This window comes from Diaphorobacter limosus (assembly GCF_033100095.1).
Lineage (GTDB): Bacteria > Pseudomonadota > Gammaproteobacteria > Burkholderiales > Burkholderiaceae_C > Alicycliphilus > Alicycliphilus limosus.
In genome coordinates, this window is sequence record NZ_CP136921.1 from 3779887 (window position 1) to 3797300 (window position 17414).

A 17414-nucleotide genomic window follows, 5' to 3' on the forward strand; every position below is an offset into this window, starting at 1 on the left:
CTGGTTCTTGCGGGCCAGGTATCAGGTGTCAGGCGTCAGGTACGGGTGTCGGCTGTCAGGCCGCCGGGGCGACGGGGTTGGCCGTGCCATCGGGAAACTGCGGGTTCAGCGCGACCGGCGCGCGTTCGGCCTGGGGGGGCGGCACGGGGGGCGTGTCGCGGTCCAGGAACTTCATCAGCGTGGTGCGGCTGACCACGCCCAGGAAGCGCCCGTCCTCGGCCACCACGGGTAGCGGGCAGGAGGCGCTGCCCATGGGGCCGTACAGCTCCGCCACCGGGGTGTCGGCGGCAAGCTGGGGGATGTCCGGCAGAAAGGCGTGCCGCAGCCCCAGCGGCCCGTGGTGGCCGTGCAGGGCGTCGCGCAGCGACTGCGTGCTGACGACCCCCAGGTATTGCTTGCGGCTGGTCAGCACGTAGGCGTGGTCGCGGTCTGAATCTTCCAGCAGGCGCAGCGTGGCGCGGCTGCCGCGGTCCTCGCGCGCCGATGTCACGGTGAAGGCCTGGCGCGCAATGTCGCCGGCCTTGAACACCGCCGCCGCATCCACCCCGCGCACGAAGTCGCGCACATAGCCATTCGCCGGCTTGCGCAAGATCTCGTCGGGCGTGCCCACCTGCACCACCTGGCCGTCCTTCATGATGGCGATGCGGTCGCCAATGCGCATGGCCTCGTCCAGGTCGTGCGAGATGAAGACGATGGTGCGCCGCTTGAGCTGCTGCAGGCGCAGGAGCTCGGACTGCATCTCGGTGCGGATGATGGGGTCGAGTGCCGAGAAGGCCTCGTCCATCAGCAGGATGGCCGGGTCGGCCGCCAGCGCGCGCGCCAGGCCCACGCGCTGCTGCATGCCGCCGGAGAGCTCGTCCGGGTAGCTCGCGCCCCATTCGGCCAGGCCCACCTGCTCCAGCGCCTGCCGCGCCATTTGCTGGCGTTCGGCCTTGGGCGTGCCGGCCAGCTCCAGGCCGAAGGCGGTGTTGTCCAGCACCGTCATGTGCGGCATCAGCGCAAACGACTGGAACACCATCGAGATGTCCTTGCGTCGCCACTGGCGCAGGGCCTTGTCGGTCAGCGCATGGATGTCCTGGCCATCGACCAGGATGCGGCCCGCCGTGGGCTCGATGAGCCGGTTGAGCATGCGCACCAGCGTGGATTTGCCCGAGCCCGACAGGCCCATGACGACGAAAATCTCGCCGGGCTCGATCGTGAAGCTGGCGTCGAACACGCCGATCGAATGGCCCGTGCGGGCCAGTATGTCCTGTTTGCCCAGGCCCTGGCGTACCAGATCCATGGCCTGTTCGGGCGCGTCCCCGAAGACCTTGAAAACCTGGTCGATGATGATTTGCTTGGCCATCATGACCCTCCTGTGTAGAGAAAGCGGGTTGACGCCGTCCGACGGCGGCCTGACGTGCTGCCAGGCATGCGCCGCCAATGGCTGCGCCTGGCACTCAGGCGGCCGGGACGTTCAACGCAAGTGACTGAAAGCGGCTCGCATGGCACCTGGGGTGGTGCGCAAGAGCCTGAAAGGCATCACGGCCGCAACCTGGCGGCCGTGGAGGCGGCAATGGCATTGCTGCTGCAAGCCGTGCCAACCTGCCGAAAAACCCACTCCAGGTCATCAGGGATAGGAGCGGGCAACCTGCGTGGCAGGTGGTGAAACATGTAAAAAGTATATGAATGCAGGGCTTTCAAGTCAAAACACAAGTTTTTCAAAGCATGCTATTCGCGCGAGCGCTGCTTTTTGCCTGGTTTGCAGCCGTCTGCCGCGTCAGTGGCTTGTAAGTAGCAGGCACGAAAGTACGCCCGGATTTTTTCAGTCACTTGGAGACAACCCACATGAGCGATTCCTCTTCCGCCATCCAGTCTGTTTTGGTTGAAAACCGTGTCTTCCCCCCGCCAGAGGCGCTGGTGAAGGCCGCCCGCATCTCCGGCATGGCCGGCTACGAAGCCCTGTGCGCCGAGGCGAACAAGGATTTCGAGGGCTTCTGGGCCCGTCTGGCGCGCGAGAACATCAACTGGACCAAGCCTTTCACGCAAACCCTGGACGAGTCGAATGCACCGTTCTACAAGTGGTTTGCCGACGGCGAGCTGAACGCCAGCGCCAACTGCCTGGACAAGCACATGGGGACGCCGGTCGAGAACAAGACCGCCATCATCTTCGAGGCCGACGGCGGTGAGGTCACCAAGGTCACCTACAAGGAGCTGCTGGCGCGCGTGAGCCAGTTTGCCAACGCCCTGAAGGCGCGCGGCGTGCAAAAGGGCGACCGCGTGCTGATCTACATGCCCATGACCATCGAGGGCATCGTGGCCATGCAGGCCTGCGCGCGCATCGGCGCCACGCACAGCGTGGTGTTCGGCGGCTTCTCGGCCAAGGCGGTGCAGGAGCGCATCCAGGATGCCGGCGCCGTGGCCGTGATCACCGCCAACTACCAGCTGCGCGGCGGCAAGGAGCTGCCGCTGAAGGCCATCGTGGATGAGGCCATTGCCTCGGGCGGCTGCGAGTGCGTGAAGACCGTGTTCGTGTACGAGCGCACCGCCAGCGCCTGGGCCCGCGTGGCCGGCCGCGACATCTCGTTTGCCGAGGCCGTCGCCGGCCAGAGCACCGAATGCGCCCCCGTGCCGGTGGAAGCCGAGCACCCGCTGTTCGTGCTCTACACCAGCGGCTCCACGGGCAAGCCCAAGGGCGTGCAGCATGCCACCGGCGGCTACATGCTGTGGGCCAAGCTGACCATGGACTGGACCTTCGACATCCAGCCCAGCGACGTGTTCTGGTGCACGGCCGACATCGGCTGGGTCACGGGCCACACCTACATCACCTACGGGCCGCTCGCCGCCGGCGCCACCGAGGTGGTGTTCGAGGGCGTGCCCACCTACCCCAACGCCGGTCGCTTCTGGCAGATGATCGAGCGCCACAAGGTCAGCATCTTCTACACCGCGCCCACGGCCATTCGCTCGCTCATCAAGGCGGCCGATTCGGACGAGGCAGTGCATCCGGGCAAGTCGGATCTGTCGAGCCTGCGCATCCTGGGCAGCGTGGGCGAGCCCATCAACCCCGAAGCCTGGATGTGGTACTACAAGAACGTGGGCCAGGAGCGCTGCCCCATCGTGGACACCTGGTGGCAGACGGAAAACGGCGGCCACCTCATCACCCCGCTGCCGGGCGCCACGCCGCTGGTGCCGGGCAGCTGCACGCTGCCGCTGCCGGGCATCGATGCCGCCATCGTCGATGAGACGGGCAACGACGTGCCCAACGGCTCGGGCGGCATCCTGGTCATCAAGCGCCCCTGGCCATCGATGATCCGCACCATCTGGGGCGACCCCGAGCGCTTCAAGAAGAGCTACTTCCCCGAAGAGCTCAAGGGCTACTACCTGGCCGGCGACGGCGCCGTGCGTGACGCCAAGACCGGCTACTTCCGCATTACCGGCCGCATCGATGACGTGCTCAACGTCTCGGGCCACCGCATGGGCACGATGGAAATCGAATCCGCCCTGGTGGCCAAGAGCGACCTGGTGGCCGAGGCCGCCGTGGTGGGCCGCCCCGACGACCTGACGGGCGAGGCCATCTGCGCCTTCGTGGTGCTGAAGCGCCCGCGCCCCACCGGCGACGAGGCCAAGCAAATCGCCAAGGAGCTGCGCGACTGGGTGGCCAAGGAAATCGGCCCCATCGCGAAACCCAAGGACATCCGCTTCGGCGACAACCTGCCCAAGACCCGCAGCGGCAAGATCATGCGCCGCCTGCTGCGCAGCCTGGCCAAGGGCGAGTCCATCACCCAGGACACCAGCACGCTGGAAAACCCCGCAATTCTCGATCAGTTGGCGCAGAACAACTGATCGAGAAGGCAGCGCAAGCTGCCAGCGCGTAGCGCTTGCGGGGTTTGGGGAGCACTCATATCGCGCAGCGATGTGATGTGCTCACCAAAATCCGGCGATCCTGGATCAGTTGGCGCAGAACAACTGATCGAGAAGGCAGCGCAAGCCGCCAGCGCGCAGCGCTTGCGGGGTTGGGGGAGCACTCATATCGCGCAGCGATGTGGTGTGCTCACCAAAATCCCTGGATCAGTTGGCTCAGAACAGCTGATCCAGGCCGCCCCGCAAGGCGCCGGCACACCAAAAACAAAAGCCGCAGTGCATGACGCGCTGCGGCTTTTTGCCTTGGTGCCCCGAGGGGCACCAGCGGCTGAACGAATTACTTCAGCGACAGAATCCAGGCCACCAGCTTCTTGGCGTCGGCCTCGTTCACTTGTGCGTTGGCGGGCATGGGCACGGGGCCCCAGACGCCCTTGCTGCCCTTCATCACATGCTCGACCAGGGTGGCGTCGGCGCCCTTGCCAGCGTACTTCTTGGCCACTTCCTTGTAGGCTGGGCCTACCACCTTCTTGTCGACGGCATGGCAGGCCATGCAGTTCTTGGACTTGGCCAGGGCTTCATCGGCCATGGCGGGAGCGGCAACCGACAGTGCCATTGCAAGGGTGATCAAGGAGCGTTTCATCGCGTGGTTTCCTCTAGGGGTTGGGGTACATTTAGCCTTCAATGGGATTGTAGTGTTCACGGTTGACGGGCTACAAATAAAAGCTCGCACGGCATTGGGGGAAGCGATCATGTATGCGTTGTTGTTGGGCATCACGTTGATATTGCTCAAGTATCTGGAGGTCGGCCCGGTGGCCAACTGGTCATGGTGGTGGGTGCTGTCACCCTTTGCCGCGGCCGTTGCCTGGTGGGCCTGGGCCGATGCCACGGGCTACACCAAGCGCAAGGCCATGGAGAAGATGGATCAGCGCAAGCAAGACCGTATCAACAAGCACAAGGAAGCCTTGGGCATGAAAACCCGCCGCCCGCGCTGACAGCGTTGGCATGGTGCGCAGGCCGCAGTCCCGCAGTCGCCGGGGTTGCGGTTTTTTCTTGCCTGAAATGCTATGCTATATGTAGCGTTTTGCGCTTGCTACATAGGGGTTAGCGGCGCTTTTCATCAAAATCATCGAGCACCGCGCCCTTGCTGGCGCTGGAGGCGTTGAAGGCAAACTTGGCCTGCACGCCGCGCGTGTAGCGCGGTGCTGGCGGCGTCCAGCCGGCGCGCCGGCGCGCCAGCTCCTCGTCGCTCACGTTCAGCTGCAGCAGCAACTGGTGCGCGTCTATGGTGATGCTGTCGCCCTCGTGAACGAAGGCGATGTTGCCGCCCACTGCCGCCTCTGGCGCCACATGGCCCACCACCATGCCCCAGGTGCCGCCGGAGAAGCGCCCGTCGGTGATCAGGCCCACGCTCTCGCCCAGGCCTTCGCCCACCAGCGCGCCCGTGGGCGCCAGCATTTCGGGCATGCCGGGCCCGCCCTTGGGGCCCAGGTAGCGCAGCACCATCACGTCACCGGCCTTGATCTTGCCGGCCAGGATGGCGGCCAGCGCCGACTGCTCGTCGTCAAAGACGCGCGCCGGGCCGGTGATGACGGGGTTCTTCAGGCCGGTGATCTTGGCCACCGCGCCCTCGGGACTCAGGTTGCCCTTGAGGATGGCCAGGTGGCCCTGGGCGTACAGCGGCTGGCCGATGGGGCGGATCACGTCCTGGTCGGCACGCGGTGTGTCAGGCACGTCTTTCAATGTCTCGGCGATGGCCTTGCCGGTGATGGTCATGCAGTCGCCATGCAGCAGGCCGGCGTTCAAAAGCATCTTCATGACTTGCGGAATGCCGCCGGCCTTGTGCAGATCCACGGCCAGATATTTGCCGCTGGGCTTCATGTCGCAGAACACCGGCACCTTCTTGCGCATGCGCTCGAAGTCGTCGATGTTCCATTCAACCCCCGCCGCGTGCGCAATGGCCAGGAAGTGCAGCACGGCATTGGTTGAGCCGCCCACGGCCATGATCACGGCGACCGCGTTCTCGATCGATTGGCGTGTGACGATGTCGCGGGGTTTGAGGTCGCGGCGTATGGCCTCGATCAGTACCCTGGCCGACTCGCGCGCCGAGTCCACCTTTTCCTGGTGCGGGTTGGCCATGGTGCTGGAGTAGGGCAGGCTCATGCCCAGCGCCTCGAACGAGCTGCTCATGGTGTTGGCGGTGTACATGCCGCCGCAGGAGCCGGTGCCGGGAATGGCGTGCTGCTCTATGTCCTTCAGTTCCTGGTCGCTGATCTTGCCGGCGGCGTTCTCACCCACGGCCTCGAAGACGCTGACGATGTTCAGGTCGCAGCCGTGCAGGCAGCCCGGCTCTATGGTGCCGCCATACACATAGATGCTGGGCACGTTGGCGCGCAGCATGCCCATCATGCCGCCGGGCATGTTCTTGTCGCAGCCGCCAATGACCACGCAGCCATCCATCCACTGGCCCTGCACGCAGGTCTCCACGCAGTCGGCAATCACCTCGCGGCTGACCAGGCTGTACTTCATGCCCTCGGTGCCCATGGCCATGCCGTCGGAAATCGTCGGCGTGCCAAAGGTCTGGGCGTTGCCGCCCGCCGCGCGTATGCCGTCCACCGCCGCGTCGGCCAGCCTTTGCAGGCCGCTGTTGCAGGGCGTGATGGTGCTGTGCCCGTTGGCCACGCCGACCATGGGCTTGTTGAAGTCGGCCTCGGTGTAGCCCATGCCGTAGTACATGGAGCGGTTGGCGGCGCGCGCCTTGCCCTGGGTGATATGGGCGGAGCGGCGGTTCAGTGGCAGAGGGTCGGTCATGATGGTCTTGGCGCTGTGGCTGGGGCCTGCAAGTGTGGGCGCCTGGCCTGCGACTGTCCAGCCGCTGCGACATAATGAAACGGTTTTGCCCATGGCCCGGCTCAAGAGGCGCGCGCCATGGTGTACACCGGCCCGCAATTGCGCGGGCCGTCGCATTCCTCCCCCCGAGACATTCCTTTTTCGCAATCACCATGCCCGCATACCGTTCCAAGACCTCCACCCATGGCCGCAACATGGCCGGTGCCCGCGCCCTGTGGCGCGCCACCGGCATGAAGGATGCAGACTTCTCCAAGCCCATCATCGCGGTGGTCAACTCGTTCACGCAGTTCGTGCCCGGCCATGTGCACCTGAAGGATCTGGGCCAGCTGGTGGCCCGCGAGATCGAGGCCGCCGGCGGCGTGGCCAAGGAATTCAACACCATCGCCGTGGACGACGGCATCGCCATGGGCCACGACGGCATGCTGTACTCGCTGCCCAGCCGCGACATCATTGCCGACAGCGTGGAATACATGGTCAACGCACATTGCGCCGACGCCATGGTCTGCATCAGCAACTGCGACAAGATCACGCCCGGCATGCTGATGGCGGCGATGCGCCTGAACATTCCGGTGATCTTCGTCTCCGGCGGCCCCATGGAGGCCGGGAAGGCCCAGCTGGCCGTGCCGGGGCAGGGCAAGCTGACGTTCACCAAGAAGCTGGATCTGATCGACGCCATGGTCATGGCCGCCGACGACAAGGCCAGCGACGCCGACGTGGCCGAGGTGGAGCGTTCGGCCTGCCCCACTTGCGGTTCCTGCTCGGGCATGTTCACCGCCAATTCGATGAACTGCCTGACCGAGGCGCTGGGCCTGTCGCTGCCCGGCAATGGCACGGTGCTGGCCACGCATGCCGACCGCGAGCAGCTGTTCAAGCGCGCCGGCCGGCGCATCGTGGAGCTGGCGCGTGAGTATTACGAGCAGGACAACGCGCGCATCCTGCCGCGCGCCGTGGGTTTCAAGGCCTTCGAGAACGCGATGACGCTGGACATCGCCATGGGTGGCTCCACCAACACCATCCTGCACCTGCTGGCCATCGCACAAGAGGCCGAGATCGCCTTCACCATGGACGACATCGACCGCCTCTCGCGCGTCGTGCCCCAGCTGTGTAAGGTGGCGCCCAACACCGACAAGTACCACATCGAGGACGTGCACCGCGCCGGCGGCATCTTCGGCATCCTGGGCGAGCTGGAACGTGCCGGCCGCCTGCACACCGACGTGCCCACCATCCACGCGCCCACCCTGGGCGAGGCGATTGCGCAATGGGACATCTGCCTCACGCAGGACGAGGCCGTGCACAACTTCTTCAAGGCCGGCCCGGGCGGCATTCCCACCCAGGTTGCGTTCAGCCAGGCGAGCCGCTGGCCCAGCCTGGATCTGGACCGCGCCGAGGGCTGCATACGCTCCTACGACCACGCCTTCAGCAAGGAAGGCGGCCTGGCCGTGCTCACCGGCAACATCGCGCAAAAGGGCTGTGTGGTGAAGACCGCGGGCGTGGATGACTCCATCCTGGTGTTCGAGGGCCCGGCGCATGTGGTCGAGTCGCAGGACGAGGCCGTGGCCAACATCCTGGCCGACAAGGTCAAGGCGGGCGACGTGGTCGTGGTGCGCTACGAAGGCCCCAAGGGCGGCCCCGGCATGCAGGAGATGCTCTACCCCACCAGCTACATCAAGAGCAAGGGCCTGGGCAAGGCCTGCGCGCTGCTGACCGACGGGCGCTTCTCGGGCGGCACCTCGGGCCTGTCCATCGGCCACTGCTCGCCCGAGGCCGCGGCCGGCGGCGCCATCGGCCTGGTGCGAAACGGCGACCGCATCCGCATCGACATCCCCAACCGCACGATCAACGTGCTGGTTAGCGACGAGGAACTGGCGCGCCGGCGCCAACAGCAGGCTGCCCTGGGCTGGAAGCCGGCCCAGCCGCGTCCGCGCAAGGTCTCGGCGGCGCTCAAGGCCTATGCCAAGCTGGTCACCAGCGCCGACACCGGCGCCGTGCGCGACCTGTCGCTGCTGGATTGACGGGCATGTCCGAGTTGCACCAGCGCATTGCCGCCAGCTTCAACGCCCAGGGCCTGATGACCACGCTGGGCGCACGCCTGGTGCTGGTGCAGGACGGCGAGGTGCATATCGAGCTGCCGTTCTCGCCGCACCTGACGCAGCAGCAGGGCTTCGTGCATGCGGGTGTCGTCACCAGCATCGTGGACAACGCCTGCGGCTATGCGGCGCTGACCAGGTCACCGCCTGGCTGCGAGGTGGTGACGGCGGAGTTCAAGACCAACTTCATGCGGCCGGCCATCGGGGCGCGCTTCCTGGCCGTGGGCCGGGTGCAGAACGCGGGGCGCATGCTCACCGTGTGCACGGGCGAGGTGCGTGCGTTTGCGGGCGATGGGCCGCAGTACAAGCTGGTGGCCCTGATGCAGGCCACCATGGTCAATGTGCCGGCGAACGCCTGACTACGAACCGGTCTGCGATTGCAGGTAGTTCTGCAGGCCCACCTTGTCGATCAGGCCGATCTGCTTTTCCAGCCAATAGGCGTGGTCTTCCTCGGTGTCGCGCAGCTGGGTCAGCAGCAGGTCGCGGCTCACATAGTCGTGGTGTGACTCGCACAGGGCGATGGCCGACTTCAGGTGCTTGCGCACGCTGTATTCGGTGTCCAGGTCCTTGCGCAGCATCTCCTGGACGCTCTCGCCCGGCGTGAAGGCGTGCGGGCGCATGTTGGGCTTGCCCTCCAGCATCAGGATGCGGCGCAGGATGGTGTCGGCATGCTCGGTCTCTTCCTGCATCTCGTGGTTCAGGCGCTCGTACAGGCGCACGAAGCCTTGATCCTCGTACTGGCGCGAGTGGATGAAGTACTGGTCGCGCGCGGCCAGTTCGCCGCGCAGCAGTTCTTTCAGGCAGTCGATGACGGCGGTGTGGCCTTGCATGGTGTTGCTCTGTTGTGGGTTGCTATTGCGCCCGAGTATCGCGCGCATCGCATGCCCGTTCAAATTCGGCACGCATAGGCCTGCGGCACAATCGCCGCCATGCTGATGTACCCGCATATCGACCCCGTGGCCCTGCAGATCGGGCCCGTTGCCATTCACTGGTATGGCCTGACCTATCTGGCCGCCTTTGGCCTGTTCATGTGGCTGGGCCGGCGCCGCCTGCGCCATGAGCCCTATGCCTCGCTCACGGGGGATCAGGCCTGGTCGCGCAAGGACGTGGAGGACATCCTGTTCCTTGGCGTGCTGGGCGTGGTGATCGGCGGGCGGCTGGGCTACTGCCTGTTCTACAAGCCGGGCTACTACCTGGCGCATCCGCTGGAGATCCTCTACGTGTGGCAGGGCGGCATGAGCTTTCATGGCGGGCTGTTGGGCGTGATCGGCTCCATGCTGTGGTTCGCCCATTCGCGGCGCAGGCCCTGGCTGCAGGTGGCGGACTTTGTCGCGCCCTGCGTGCCCACGGGGCTGGCGGCCGGGCGCATAGGCAATTTCATCAATGGCGAGCTGTGGGGGCGCTTTGCGCCTCCCGACCTGCCCTGGGCCATGGTGTTTCCGCAAAGCGGCTCCATGCTGGCGCGCCACCCGTCGCAGATATACCAGTTTTTGCTCGAAGGCCTGCTGCTGTTCGTGCTGCTGTGGCTGTATGCGCGCCGCCCGCGCAGGCGCGGCGAGGTGGCGGCGGCCTTCCTGGTGGGCTATGGCGTGCTGCGCTTCACGGCGGAATATTTCCGCGAGCCCGACAGCTTCCTGGGCCTGCTGCCCTTGGGTATGAGCATGGGCCAGTGGCTGTGCGTGCCCATGGTGCTGGCGGGCGTGGGCATGTGGCTGTGGGCGCAAAGGCAGCGCGCGTGACGCCGCGCGGCGGCCAGCCGCACCACTACGTCGGCTTGCCCTGGGCCTGGGCCACGAGCAGGGCCACGACTTCCTCGCAGGCGGCGAGCACGCTCTCGCTGCCTTCGGCCACGCGTTCGGCGCCGGCGTGCATGGCGGTCAGTTCCTTGCTGGCAAACAGCGCCTGCTGGTAGGGCTCCCAGGCGCGGCGCAGGCGCGTGGCGGCGGCGCGCGCGGCGGGGGCCGCATGGCCCGAGTTTTCCAGCTGCGTCAGCACCGAGGTGAAATGCGCGCGGCTCAGGTGCATTTCCATGTCGGCGGGAGCCTCGTACAGCTCCCAGGTGCGGTAGAAGTAAAACTTGGCCAGGCGCTGCGACAGCATGCGCTGGCGACCGGCCAGGCCGATCAGGTATTCCAGCGGCGAGCCGTTGGTGTTGCCATAGGACACGGTGAGATAGTGGGCCGCGCTTTGCAGGGTCTCGTTGGCGTCATACAGCGCGGCCGCGCCCGTGCGGCTGGGTTCGCCGATCAAAAGCGCTTTGAATTGTGACCAGAGGGTTTGCAGTTGCGGCAGGCTGGCCTGCACCGCCGGGTTGGGCATGAAGGTCTTGAGCGCGGCCAGGTGGGCTTCATACCGGCTGACGGACTCTTGCAGCAGCGTGCGTGCGCCGTGGCTGGCAATGGACTGGCCGGATTGCAGATAGGCCTTGGTGCAGCGCTGCGACAGCATGCGCAGCCGCCCCGCCATGTCGATGGCTCGGGGCGTATCCAGCCGCTGCGCAGGTGTCGCCTGGGCGAATGCCGCTCGGGGCAGGGCGGCGAGCGCCGCGCCGCTGACGAGACTGGCGCAAAACTGGAACCTGTCCATGAAAACCTCCCGCTGCAAGAAGGCGCAAGGGGCGCTGCGCCCCCATTCCTGGCCGCCGTGGCAGCCAGTATAGGTGGGCACGCTGGCCCGTCAGCGCGGCGCCGACTCGCGCTCCTGCAGGGCGCGCCACTGTACCTTGCCGGTGCCGGACTTGGGCAGGCTGTCCACGAACGAGACCAGGCGCGGGCTCTTGTAGGCCGCCATGTGGCCATGGGCCCAGTCCACGATGTCCTGCTCGCTCACCTGGCCCCTGAAGGCGTCGCGCAACACCACCACGGCCTTGACGGTCTCGCCGCGGCGTTCGTCGCGCGCGGCGATCACGCAGACCTCCTGGATCGCCGGGTGGGCATACATCAGGGCCTCGACCTCGGCCGGCCAGACCTTGTAGCCCGAGGCGTTGATCATGCGCTTGAGCCTGTCCACCATGAAGAAGTAGCCATCCTCGTCGGTGCGCGCCAGGTCGCCGGTGCGCAGGAAGCGCTTGCCATCCAGAGTGACGAAGGCCTGGGCCGTGGCCTCGGCCTGGCCCCAGTAGCCCTGCATGAGCTGCGGGCCATGGACGATGATCTCGCCCACCTCGCCGGGCGGTAGTTCCGTGAAGGTGGCGGGATCGACCACGCGCGCATCCACGTCGAAGATGGGTATGCCCAGGCATTGTTTGCGTGGCCTGTCGGGCGGGTTGATATGCGTGGCGGCCATGGTCTCGGACATGCCATAGCCCTCGATGTAGTCGATCTGGCACAGCTCCTGGAGCTTGGCCGCAACGGCCTCGGGCATGGCCGCGCCGCCGCCGCTCAGGCGCCGGATGCTGGACAGGTCGTACTCGGCCAGGCGCGGGTTGGACAGCAGGTCCACCACCATGGTGACGATCATCTGCGTGTTCGTCACGCGGTAGCGCGCTATCAGCTGCGCCGCCGCGTCGCGATCCCAGCGCGGCAGCAGCACGATGGTGGAGCCGGTATACAAAGGGCTGTTCATGCCGCCCTGCATGCCCGTGACATGAAACAGCGGCAGCACCGTCAGCGACACCGCGTCCGGCGTCGTGCCCAACCAGATGCCGCCCGAGACCGTGTTGTACATGACGCTGCGGTGCGTGTGCATGCAGCCCTTGGGCTGGCCCGTGGTGCCCGAGGTGTAGGGCATCACGGCCAGATCGTCGGGGCCGGCGGCGATGGGCCCGGGGCGCAGACCGGCGGCCAGGGCGTCCATCCATGCGCAGGCGCCGGGTTCTTCGACCGGCTCGCGCGGCGCGCTGACGAAGGCCGGCACGGCCAGGTCGGTGGGCGCCGTCAGGTAGTCGCCATAGGCCGCCACCACGGCATGGCGCAGGCCCGGCGCTTGCGCATCGGCAGCGGCGGCCGCCAGGCCTTCGTGCAGCAGCGGGCGCACCTGGGCCCACAAGTCCTGCGGCGCGAGGACGGTGCGCGCGCCGGCATCCAGCACGTAGTGGCGCAGCTCCTCGCTCAGGTTCATCGGGTTCACCGGCACCACCACCGCGTCGGCGCGCAGGATGGCGTAGTAGCCAATGACGAACTGCGGGCTGTTCTGCAGGTACAGCAGCACGCGGTCACCCCGGCGCACGCCGCAGCGCTGCTGCAGGTGGGCCGCCAGGCGCTCGCTCTCGTCCTGCAGGCGCGCATAGCTGATGGCCGCGTCGTAGAACACCAGCGCCGCCTTGTCCGGGTAGCGCATGGCCGAGACCTCGAGGTTGCGGTACAGGTGCGTGGCCGGCAGTGTCAGGTGCTGCGGCAGCAGGCGCGGCCAATGGGCCAGGTGGCGCTTGGACATGGCGTGCCTCAGCGCTTGTCCAGCGCCATGTAGCGGGCCAGCTCCATCTTGCCGATCTGGTTGCGGTGCACCTCGTCGGGGCCGTCGGCAAAGCGCAGCGTGCGCGCATGGGCGTAGGCGGCGGCCAGCGGAAAGTCGTCCGACACGCCGGCGCCGCCATGCACCTGCATGGCCCAGTCGATCACCTGGCAGGCCATGCTGGGTGCGGCCACCTTGATCATGGCGATTTCCTTTTGCGCGACCTTGTTGCCCACGGTGTCCATCATGTAGGCGGCGTTGAGCACCAGAAAGCGCGCCTGGTCGATCAGGATGCGCGCGTTGGCGATGCGCTCGCGTGTCACGCCCTGGTCGGCCACCGGACGGTGGAAGGCCACGCGGCCCAAGGCGCGCCGGCACATCAGCTCCAGCGCGCGCTCGGCCACGCCAATCAGGCGCATGCAGTGGTGGATGCGCCCGGGGCCCAGGCGGCCCTGGGCGATCTCGAAGCCGCGGCCCTCGCCCAGCAGCACGTTGGCGACCGGCACGCGCACGTTGTCAAAGCTCACCTCGCCGTGGCCGTGCGGCGCGTGGTCGTAGCCAAACACGGACAGGGGGCGCTCCATGGTCACGCCCGGGGTCTTCATGGGCACCAGGATCATGGACTGCTGGCGGTGGCGGCTGGCGTGGCCGGGGTCGGTCTTGCCCATGAAGATCAGGATCTCGCAGCGCGGATCGGGCGCGCCCGATGTCCACCACTTGCGGCCGTTGATCACGTATTCGTCGCCCACGCGCTCTATGCGCGCCTCGATGTTGGTGGCGTCCGACGAGGCCACGGCGGGCTCGGTCATGGCGAAGGCCGAGCGGATCTTGCCGTCCAGCAGCGGCAGCAGCCAGCGCTGTTGCTGCTCGGGCGTGGCGTAGCGCACCAGGGTTTCCATGTTGCCGGTGTCGGGCGCCGAGCAGTTGAAGGCCTCGGGCGCCACATGCGAGCGGCCCATGATTTCGCACAGCGGCGCGTATTCCAGGTTTGTGAGGCCGGCGCCGTATTGGGATTCGGGCAGGAACAGGTTCCACAGCCCGGCGGCGCGGGCCTTGGCCTTCAAGTCCTCCATCACCCGCGTGGGCTGCCAGGCGTTGCCGGCGCGGCGGTTGGCCTCCACCTCGGCGTGGTAGACGGCCTCGGCCGGGTAGATATGTTCATCCATGAAGGCCGTGAGGCGCTGTTGCAGATCGACGACCTTGGGGGAGTAGGAGAAGTCCATGAGAGAGTCCCTTTTAAATAATCAGATCAGGCTGGCGCCGCCGTCCACGACCAGCCCCTGGCCGGTGATGTGGCGCGAGGCGTTCGAGGCCAGGAACACCACCGCGCCCATCAAATCCTCGTCGCCGCCAATGCGGCGCAACGGCGTGCGCTCGATCAGTGCTGGCCCGAGCTTGTCGATCAGGCCGCTGGCCAGCTTGCTCGGGAAAAAGCCCGGGCAGATGGCGTTCACGCGGATGCCGTAGGGCCCCCATTCCGAGGCCAGGGTGCGCGCGAAGTGCAGCGCCGCGGCCTTGGAGGTGTTGTAGGCGATGGTGTTCATGCCCGGCGGCGTGCCCTTGAGCGCGGCCACCGAGGCGGTGATGATGATGTTGCCCCGGCCCTTGGGGATCATCACGCGCCTGCCCACCTCGCGCGAGAGGAAGAAGGGTGCGTTCACGTTCAGATCCATCACCTTGTTCCAGGCGGCGTCGGGGTAGTCCTCGGCCTTGGCGCCCCAGGTGGCGCCGGCGTTGTTGACCAGGATGTCGATGGTGCCAAAGCGTGCCAGCACCTGATCGACCAGGGCCGGTATCTGCTCGAACTTTGAGAGGTCGTTGACGATGGTCTCGACCTCGTAGCCCAGGCCCTCCAGCTGCGCCCTGGCCTGGGCCAGTTCGTCGGCCTTGCGCGCCGTGATGGCCAGCCTGGCGCCCATCTCGCCCAGCGCCTGGGCCATCTGCAGGCCCAGGCCGCGCGAGCCGCCGGTGACCAGGGCCACCTGGCCGGTCAGATCGAAAAGTTGCTTCACGCTCATCGCTTTGTCTCCTTGGAAGGCTGGGGCTGCAGCAGCACCCAGGGCGATGGAGCCATGGGTGGTGCAGATGCTGGCGGCAGGGTGCTCATGAACCCTGGCTGTGGCCAGGCGGATGGGCCACTGGGGCATGGGGTTGGATGCTATGGGGGCGTCCAGACCCTGTCTGTCACCTATGAAACTCGCAGGCGCTGCAGGGCGTGGTTGGGTTGCCAACGATGCGGCTTCCAGGCCCAATCCAAGGCCTGTTCATAATCAGATAGAAAATGCCTGTAGCGCTTTATGGATAAGCGCAAATAGCTATGAATATAATAGCAAATGGCTTGCCTGGCGGTAGGCCATTGCGGGCATCAGGCCTGGTCGCTGGCGCGCACGCGTGCGCCACTCAGGCTGGGGGCGGGCAGGGGTTCGGCCGGGCTGCCGGGGCGCACCGGGGCAAAGCGGCCGGCGTTCCAGTCGTCCAGCGCGCTTTGCAGCTCGGCCTGGTTGCGCGCCACCAGGTTCCACCAGATGAGGATGTCCTCGCCCAAGGGCTCGCCACCCAGCAGCAGCCATTGCGCCGCGGCGTCGCAGCGCGCATCGAGGGTCGTGCGGCCGGGCGCGAAGTACAGCCACTCGCCCGGCGCCAGTGGCTCGCCGGCCACCGTGGCCGCGCCGCGCAGCACCATGGCGGCGTATTCAAACCCGGGTTGCAGAGGCAGTTGGGTCTGGGCCGGGCCGGTGCTGGCCATGTCCAGGCCCACCAGCGGTGTGTAGACCTGGGCCGGCGCCGTCTGGCCCAGGGCGCTGCCGGCGAGCACGGTGGCGCGCCAGCCGCCGGCGTCCACCTGGGGCAGCTCGGGGTAGTTCTCGAATGCCGGCGCGCAATGGCGCTGCGCGTCGGGCAGGGCAATCCACAGTTGCGCGGCGTGCAGGCGCGCGCCCTCCAGCAGCGAATCCTCGGTATGCGCTATGCCGCGCCCGGCGGTCATCAGGTTCACCTGGCCGGGGCGAATGGTCTGCTCGTTGCCCAGCGAGTCACGGTGCACCACCTCGCCCTCGATCATCCAGGTGAAGGTCTGCAGGCCGATATGCGGGTGCGCCCCGACATGCATGCCCTTACCCGGCGCGAACTGTACCGGCCCCAGGTGATCCAGAAAACACCAGGCGCCCACGGTGCGCCGTTCGCGGTGCGGCAGGGCGCGCAGGATGCGCGTGTCCTCGCCGATCACGGTGGCGCGTGCGCCGTAGCGCTGCGGCGGTGTTTCGCGTTGGCTGTCGGTCATGGCACGGCTCCTTTTCAATGGGTGAAATGCCCGCGGTTGAAGTCGTCGATGGCCTGCGCGATCTGCTGCTGGCTGTTCATCACGAACGGCCCGTAGCCGACCACCGGCTCGGCGATGGGCTCGCCCGCCAGCAGCAACAGCTTGGCATCTTCTTGCGCGGCCAGGGTCAGCTGCGTGCCCTGTGTGGACAAGCTGGCCATCTCGGCGGCGCCCAGCGTCGTGCCGTCATTGATCTGCACAGTGCCGGCCAGCACCACGACCAGCGTGCTCCAGCCCTCGGGTTGCGCCAGCTGCAGCCGGTGGCCGGCCGCCAGGCGCATGTCCAGCACATTCATGGGCGTGAAGCTGTGCGCCGGCCCCTGCCGGCCGTCGAAGCTGCCGGCGATCACGCGCACCCGGCCGGCGCCACCCGGCAGCGCCACGGCCGGGATCTGCGCGTCCAGGATGGCCTGGTAGCGCGCCGGGGTCATCTTCTGGCTGGCGGGCAGGTTGACCCACAGCTGCACCATCTCGAACGGGCCGCCGCTGGCGGCGTAGGCGCTGGAGTGGAACTCCTCGTGGATGATGCCGCCGCCGGCGGTCATCCACTGCACGTCGCCCGCTCCGATGATGCCGCCGGCGCCGGTGGAGTCGCGGTGCTCCACCTCGCCGTCGTAGACGATGGTCACGGTCTCGAAGCCCCGGTGCGGGTGGCTGCCCACCCCGCGGCGCGCCGTGGTGGGCGTGAAGGTGGTGGGCGCGGCGTAGTCCAGCAGCAGGAAGGGGCTGCGCTCGGCCACGCCCGCGCCGCTGTAGCCAAACAGGCCATGCACGGGAAAGCCATCGCCGACCCAGTGGCGCTCTGGCGCGCTGCGGGTGGAGAGCACGGTCTTGTGGGTGTTTTGGGTCATCACACACTCCGGTGTAGCCGCGGCGATGGGCTTGCGCCGGCCTGCCGCAAAGTGGGCGCCAGCCTGACTGCGGCGCGA

15 protein-coding genes are annotated in these 17414 nt (G+C 67.0%); 5 read left to right on the top strand and 10 right to left on the bottom strand.

From position 1 onward, the window contains the following. Positions 1–55: 55 nt before the first annotated feature. The gene (gene proV / locus P4826_RS18205; protein WP_317703795.1) at positions 56–1345 is read right to left on the bottom strand and encodes a glycine betaine/L-proline ABC transporter ATP-binding protein ProV; all 1290 of its coding nucleotides are present in this window, start codon (positions 1343–1345) and stop codon (positions 56–58) included. Between the two features lie 482 nt (positions 1346–1827). On the opposite strand from proV, the gene acs reads away from it, so the two are divergent. Further along, on the top strand, positions 1828–3822 hold the full coding sequence (gene acs / locus P4826_RS18210; RefSeq protein ID WP_317701754.1) for an acetate--CoA ligase: 1995 nt from the start codon (positions 1828–1830) through the stop codon (positions 3820–3822). Between the two features lie 355 nt (positions 3823–4177). Here acs and P4826_RS18215 read toward each other — a convergent pair whose 3' ends face one another. Continuing rightward, the gene (locus P4826_RS18215) at positions 4178–4480 is read right to left on the bottom strand and encodes a c-type cytochrome (RefSeq protein ID WP_317701755.1); all 303 of its coding nucleotides are present in this window, start codon (positions 4478–4480) and stop codon (positions 4178–4180) included. A 109-nt stretch (positions 4481–4589) separates the two neighbouring features. Between P4826_RS18215 and P4826_RS18220 the strand changes: the two genes are divergently transcribed. Next, positions 4590–4832, top strand: a complete 243-nt coding sequence (locus P4826_RS18220; RefSeq protein ID WP_317701756.1) for a TIGR04438 family Trp-rich protein — start codon at positions 4590–4592, stop codon at positions 4830–4832. Positions 4833–4941: 109 nt separating this feature from the next. On the opposite strand, the gene ilvD (P4826_RS18225) is transcribed toward P4826_RS18220, so the two are convergent. Further along, positions 4942–6648 (bottom strand): dihydroxy-acid dehydratase, encoded by a 1707-nt coding sequence (ilvD, locus tag P4826_RS18225; RefSeq protein WP_317701757.1) that lies wholly within the window; start codon positions 6646–6648, stop codon positions 4942–4944. 191 nt (positions 6649–6839) lie between these two features. Between ilvD (P4826_RS18225) and ilvD (P4826_RS18230) the strand changes: the two genes are divergently transcribed. Next, positions 6840–8699, top strand: coding sequence for a dihydroxy-acid dehydratase (gene ilvD / locus P4826_RS18230; RefSeq protein WP_317701758.1), 1860 nt, complete (start codon positions 6840–6842; stop codon positions 8697–8699). Between the two features lie 5 nt (positions 8700–8704). Then, the gene (locus P4826_RS18235; RefSeq protein ID WP_317701759.1) at positions 8705–9133 is read left to right on the top strand and encodes a PaaI family thioesterase; all 429 of its coding nucleotides are present in this window, start codon (positions 8705–8707) and stop codon (positions 9131–9133) included. Here P4826_RS18235 and bfr read toward each other — a convergent pair whose 3' ends face one another. Then, positions 9134–9604, bottom strand: a complete 471-nt coding sequence (bfr, locus tag P4826_RS18240; RefSeq protein WP_317701760.1) for a bacterioferritin — start codon at positions 9602–9604, stop codon at positions 9134–9136. It abuts the gene before it with no gap. Between the two features lie 99 nt (positions 9605–9703). Here bfr and lgt point away from each other — a divergent pair, with 99 nt between their 5' ends. Then, a complete protein-coding gene (lgt, locus tag P4826_RS18245) occupies positions 9704–10513 on the top strand; it encodes a prolipoprotein diacylglyceryl transferase (RefSeq protein ID WP_317701761.1) in 810 nt (269 codons plus the stop codon). A 25-nt stretch (positions 10514–10538) separates the two neighbouring features. On the opposite strand, the gene P4826_RS18250 is transcribed toward lgt, so the two are convergent. The 6 genes from P4826_RS18250 to P4826_RS18275 all read right to left on the bottom strand — a co-directional run bounded on the left by P4826_RS18250 (position 10539) and on the right by P4826_RS18275 (position 17336). Next, positions 10539–11360, bottom strand: a complete 822-nt coding sequence (locus P4826_RS18250; protein WP_317701762.1) for a type IV pili methyl-accepting chemotaxis transducer N-terminal domain-containing protein — start codon at positions 11358–11360, stop codon at positions 10539–10541. Positions 11361–11450: 90 nt separating this feature from the next. Continuing rightward, positions 11451–13148: a long-chain fatty acid--CoA ligase gene (locus P4826_RS18255; protein ID WP_317701763.1), complete on the bottom strand. Its 1698-nt coding sequence runs from the start codon at positions 13146–13148 to the stop codon at positions 11451–11453. Positions 13149–13156: 8 nt separating this feature from the next. Beyond that, positions 13157–14389, bottom strand: a complete 1233-nt coding sequence (locus P4826_RS18260; protein ID WP_317701764.1) for an acyl-CoA dehydrogenase family protein — start codon at positions 14387–14389, stop codon at positions 13157–13159. Positions 14390–14410: 21 nt separating this feature from the next. Beyond that, complete coding sequence (locus P4826_RS18265; protein ID WP_317703796.1) at positions 14411–15184, bottom strand: SDR family oxidoreductase; 774 nt, start codon at positions 15182–15184, stop codon at positions 14411–14413. 347 nt (positions 15185–15531) lie between these two features. Beyond that, the gene (locus P4826_RS18270) at positions 15532–16446 is read right to left on the bottom strand and encodes a pirin family protein (protein WP_317701765.1); all 915 of its coding nucleotides are present in this window, start codon (positions 16444–16446) and stop codon (positions 15532–15534) included. 14 nt (positions 16447–16460) lie between these two features. Continuing rightward, a complete protein-coding gene (locus tag P4826_RS18275) occupies positions 16461–17336 on the bottom strand; it encodes a pirin family protein (RefSeq protein ID WP_317701766.1) in 876 nt (291 codons plus the stop codon). Between the last annotated feature and the right edge of the window lie 78 nt (positions 17337–17414).

What these genes read in the sequence shown, in the direction of transcription:
- proV (WP_317703795.1), bottom strand. Translation starts at nt 1,345, where the DNA reads ATGGCCAAGCAAATCATCATCGACCAGGTTTTCAAGGTCTTCGGGGAC.
- acs (WP_317701754.1), top strand. Translation starts at nt 1,828, where the DNA reads ATGAGCGATTCCTCTTCCGCCATCCAGTCTGTTTTGGTTGAAAACCGT.
- P4826_RS18215 (WP_317701755.1), bottom strand. Translation starts at nt 4,480, where the DNA reads ATGAAACGCTCCTTGATCACCCTTGCAATGGCACTGTCGGTTGCCGCT.
- P4826_RS18220 (WP_317701756.1), top strand. Translation starts at nt 4,590, where the DNA reads ATGTATGCGTTGTTGTTGGGCATCACGTTGATATTGCTCAAGTATCTG.
- ilvD (WP_317701757.1), bottom strand. Translation starts at nt 6,648, where the DNA reads ATGACCGACCCTCTGCCACTGAACCGCCGCTCCGCCCATATCACCCAG.
- ilvD (WP_317701758.1), top strand. Translation starts at nt 6,840, where the DNA reads ATGCCCGCATACCGTTCCAAGACCTCCACCCATGGCCGCAACATGGCC.
- P4826_RS18235 (WP_317701759.1), top strand. Translation starts at nt 8,705, where the DNA reads ATGTCCGAGTTGCACCAGCGCATTGCCGCCAGCTTCAACGCCCAGGGC.
- bfr (WP_317701760.1), bottom strand. Translation starts at nt 9,604, where the DNA reads ATGCAAGGCCACACCGCCGTCATCGACTGCCTGAAAGAACTGCTGCGC.
- lgt (WP_317701761.1), top strand. Translation starts at nt 9,704, where the DNA reads ATGCTGATGTACCCGCATATCGACCCCGTGGCCCTGCAGATCGGGCCC.
- P4826_RS18250 (WP_317701762.1), bottom strand. Translation starts at nt 11,360, where the DNA reads ATGGACAGGTTCCAGTTTTGCGCCAGTCTCGTCAGCGGCGCGGCGCTC.
- P4826_RS18255 (WP_317701763.1), bottom strand. Translation starts at nt 13,148, where the DNA reads ATGTCCAAGCGCCACCTGGCCCATTGGCCGCGCCTGCTGCCGCAGCAC.
- P4826_RS18260 (WP_317701764.1), bottom strand. Translation starts at nt 14,389, where the DNA reads ATGGACTTCTCCTACTCCCCCAAGGTCGTCGATCTGCAACAGCGCCTC.
- P4826_RS18265 (WP_317703796.1), bottom strand. Translation starts at nt 15,184, where the DNA reads ATGAGCGTGAAGCAACTTTTCGATCTGACCGGCCAGGTGGCCCTGGTC.
- P4826_RS18270 (WP_317701765.1), bottom strand. Translation starts at nt 16,446, where the DNA reads ATGACCGACAGCCAACGCGAAACACCGCCGCAGCGCTACGGCGCACGC.
- P4826_RS18275 (WP_317701766.1), bottom strand. Translation starts at nt 17,336, where the DNA reads ATGACCCAAAACACCCACAAGACCGTGCTCTCCACCCGCAGCGCGCCA.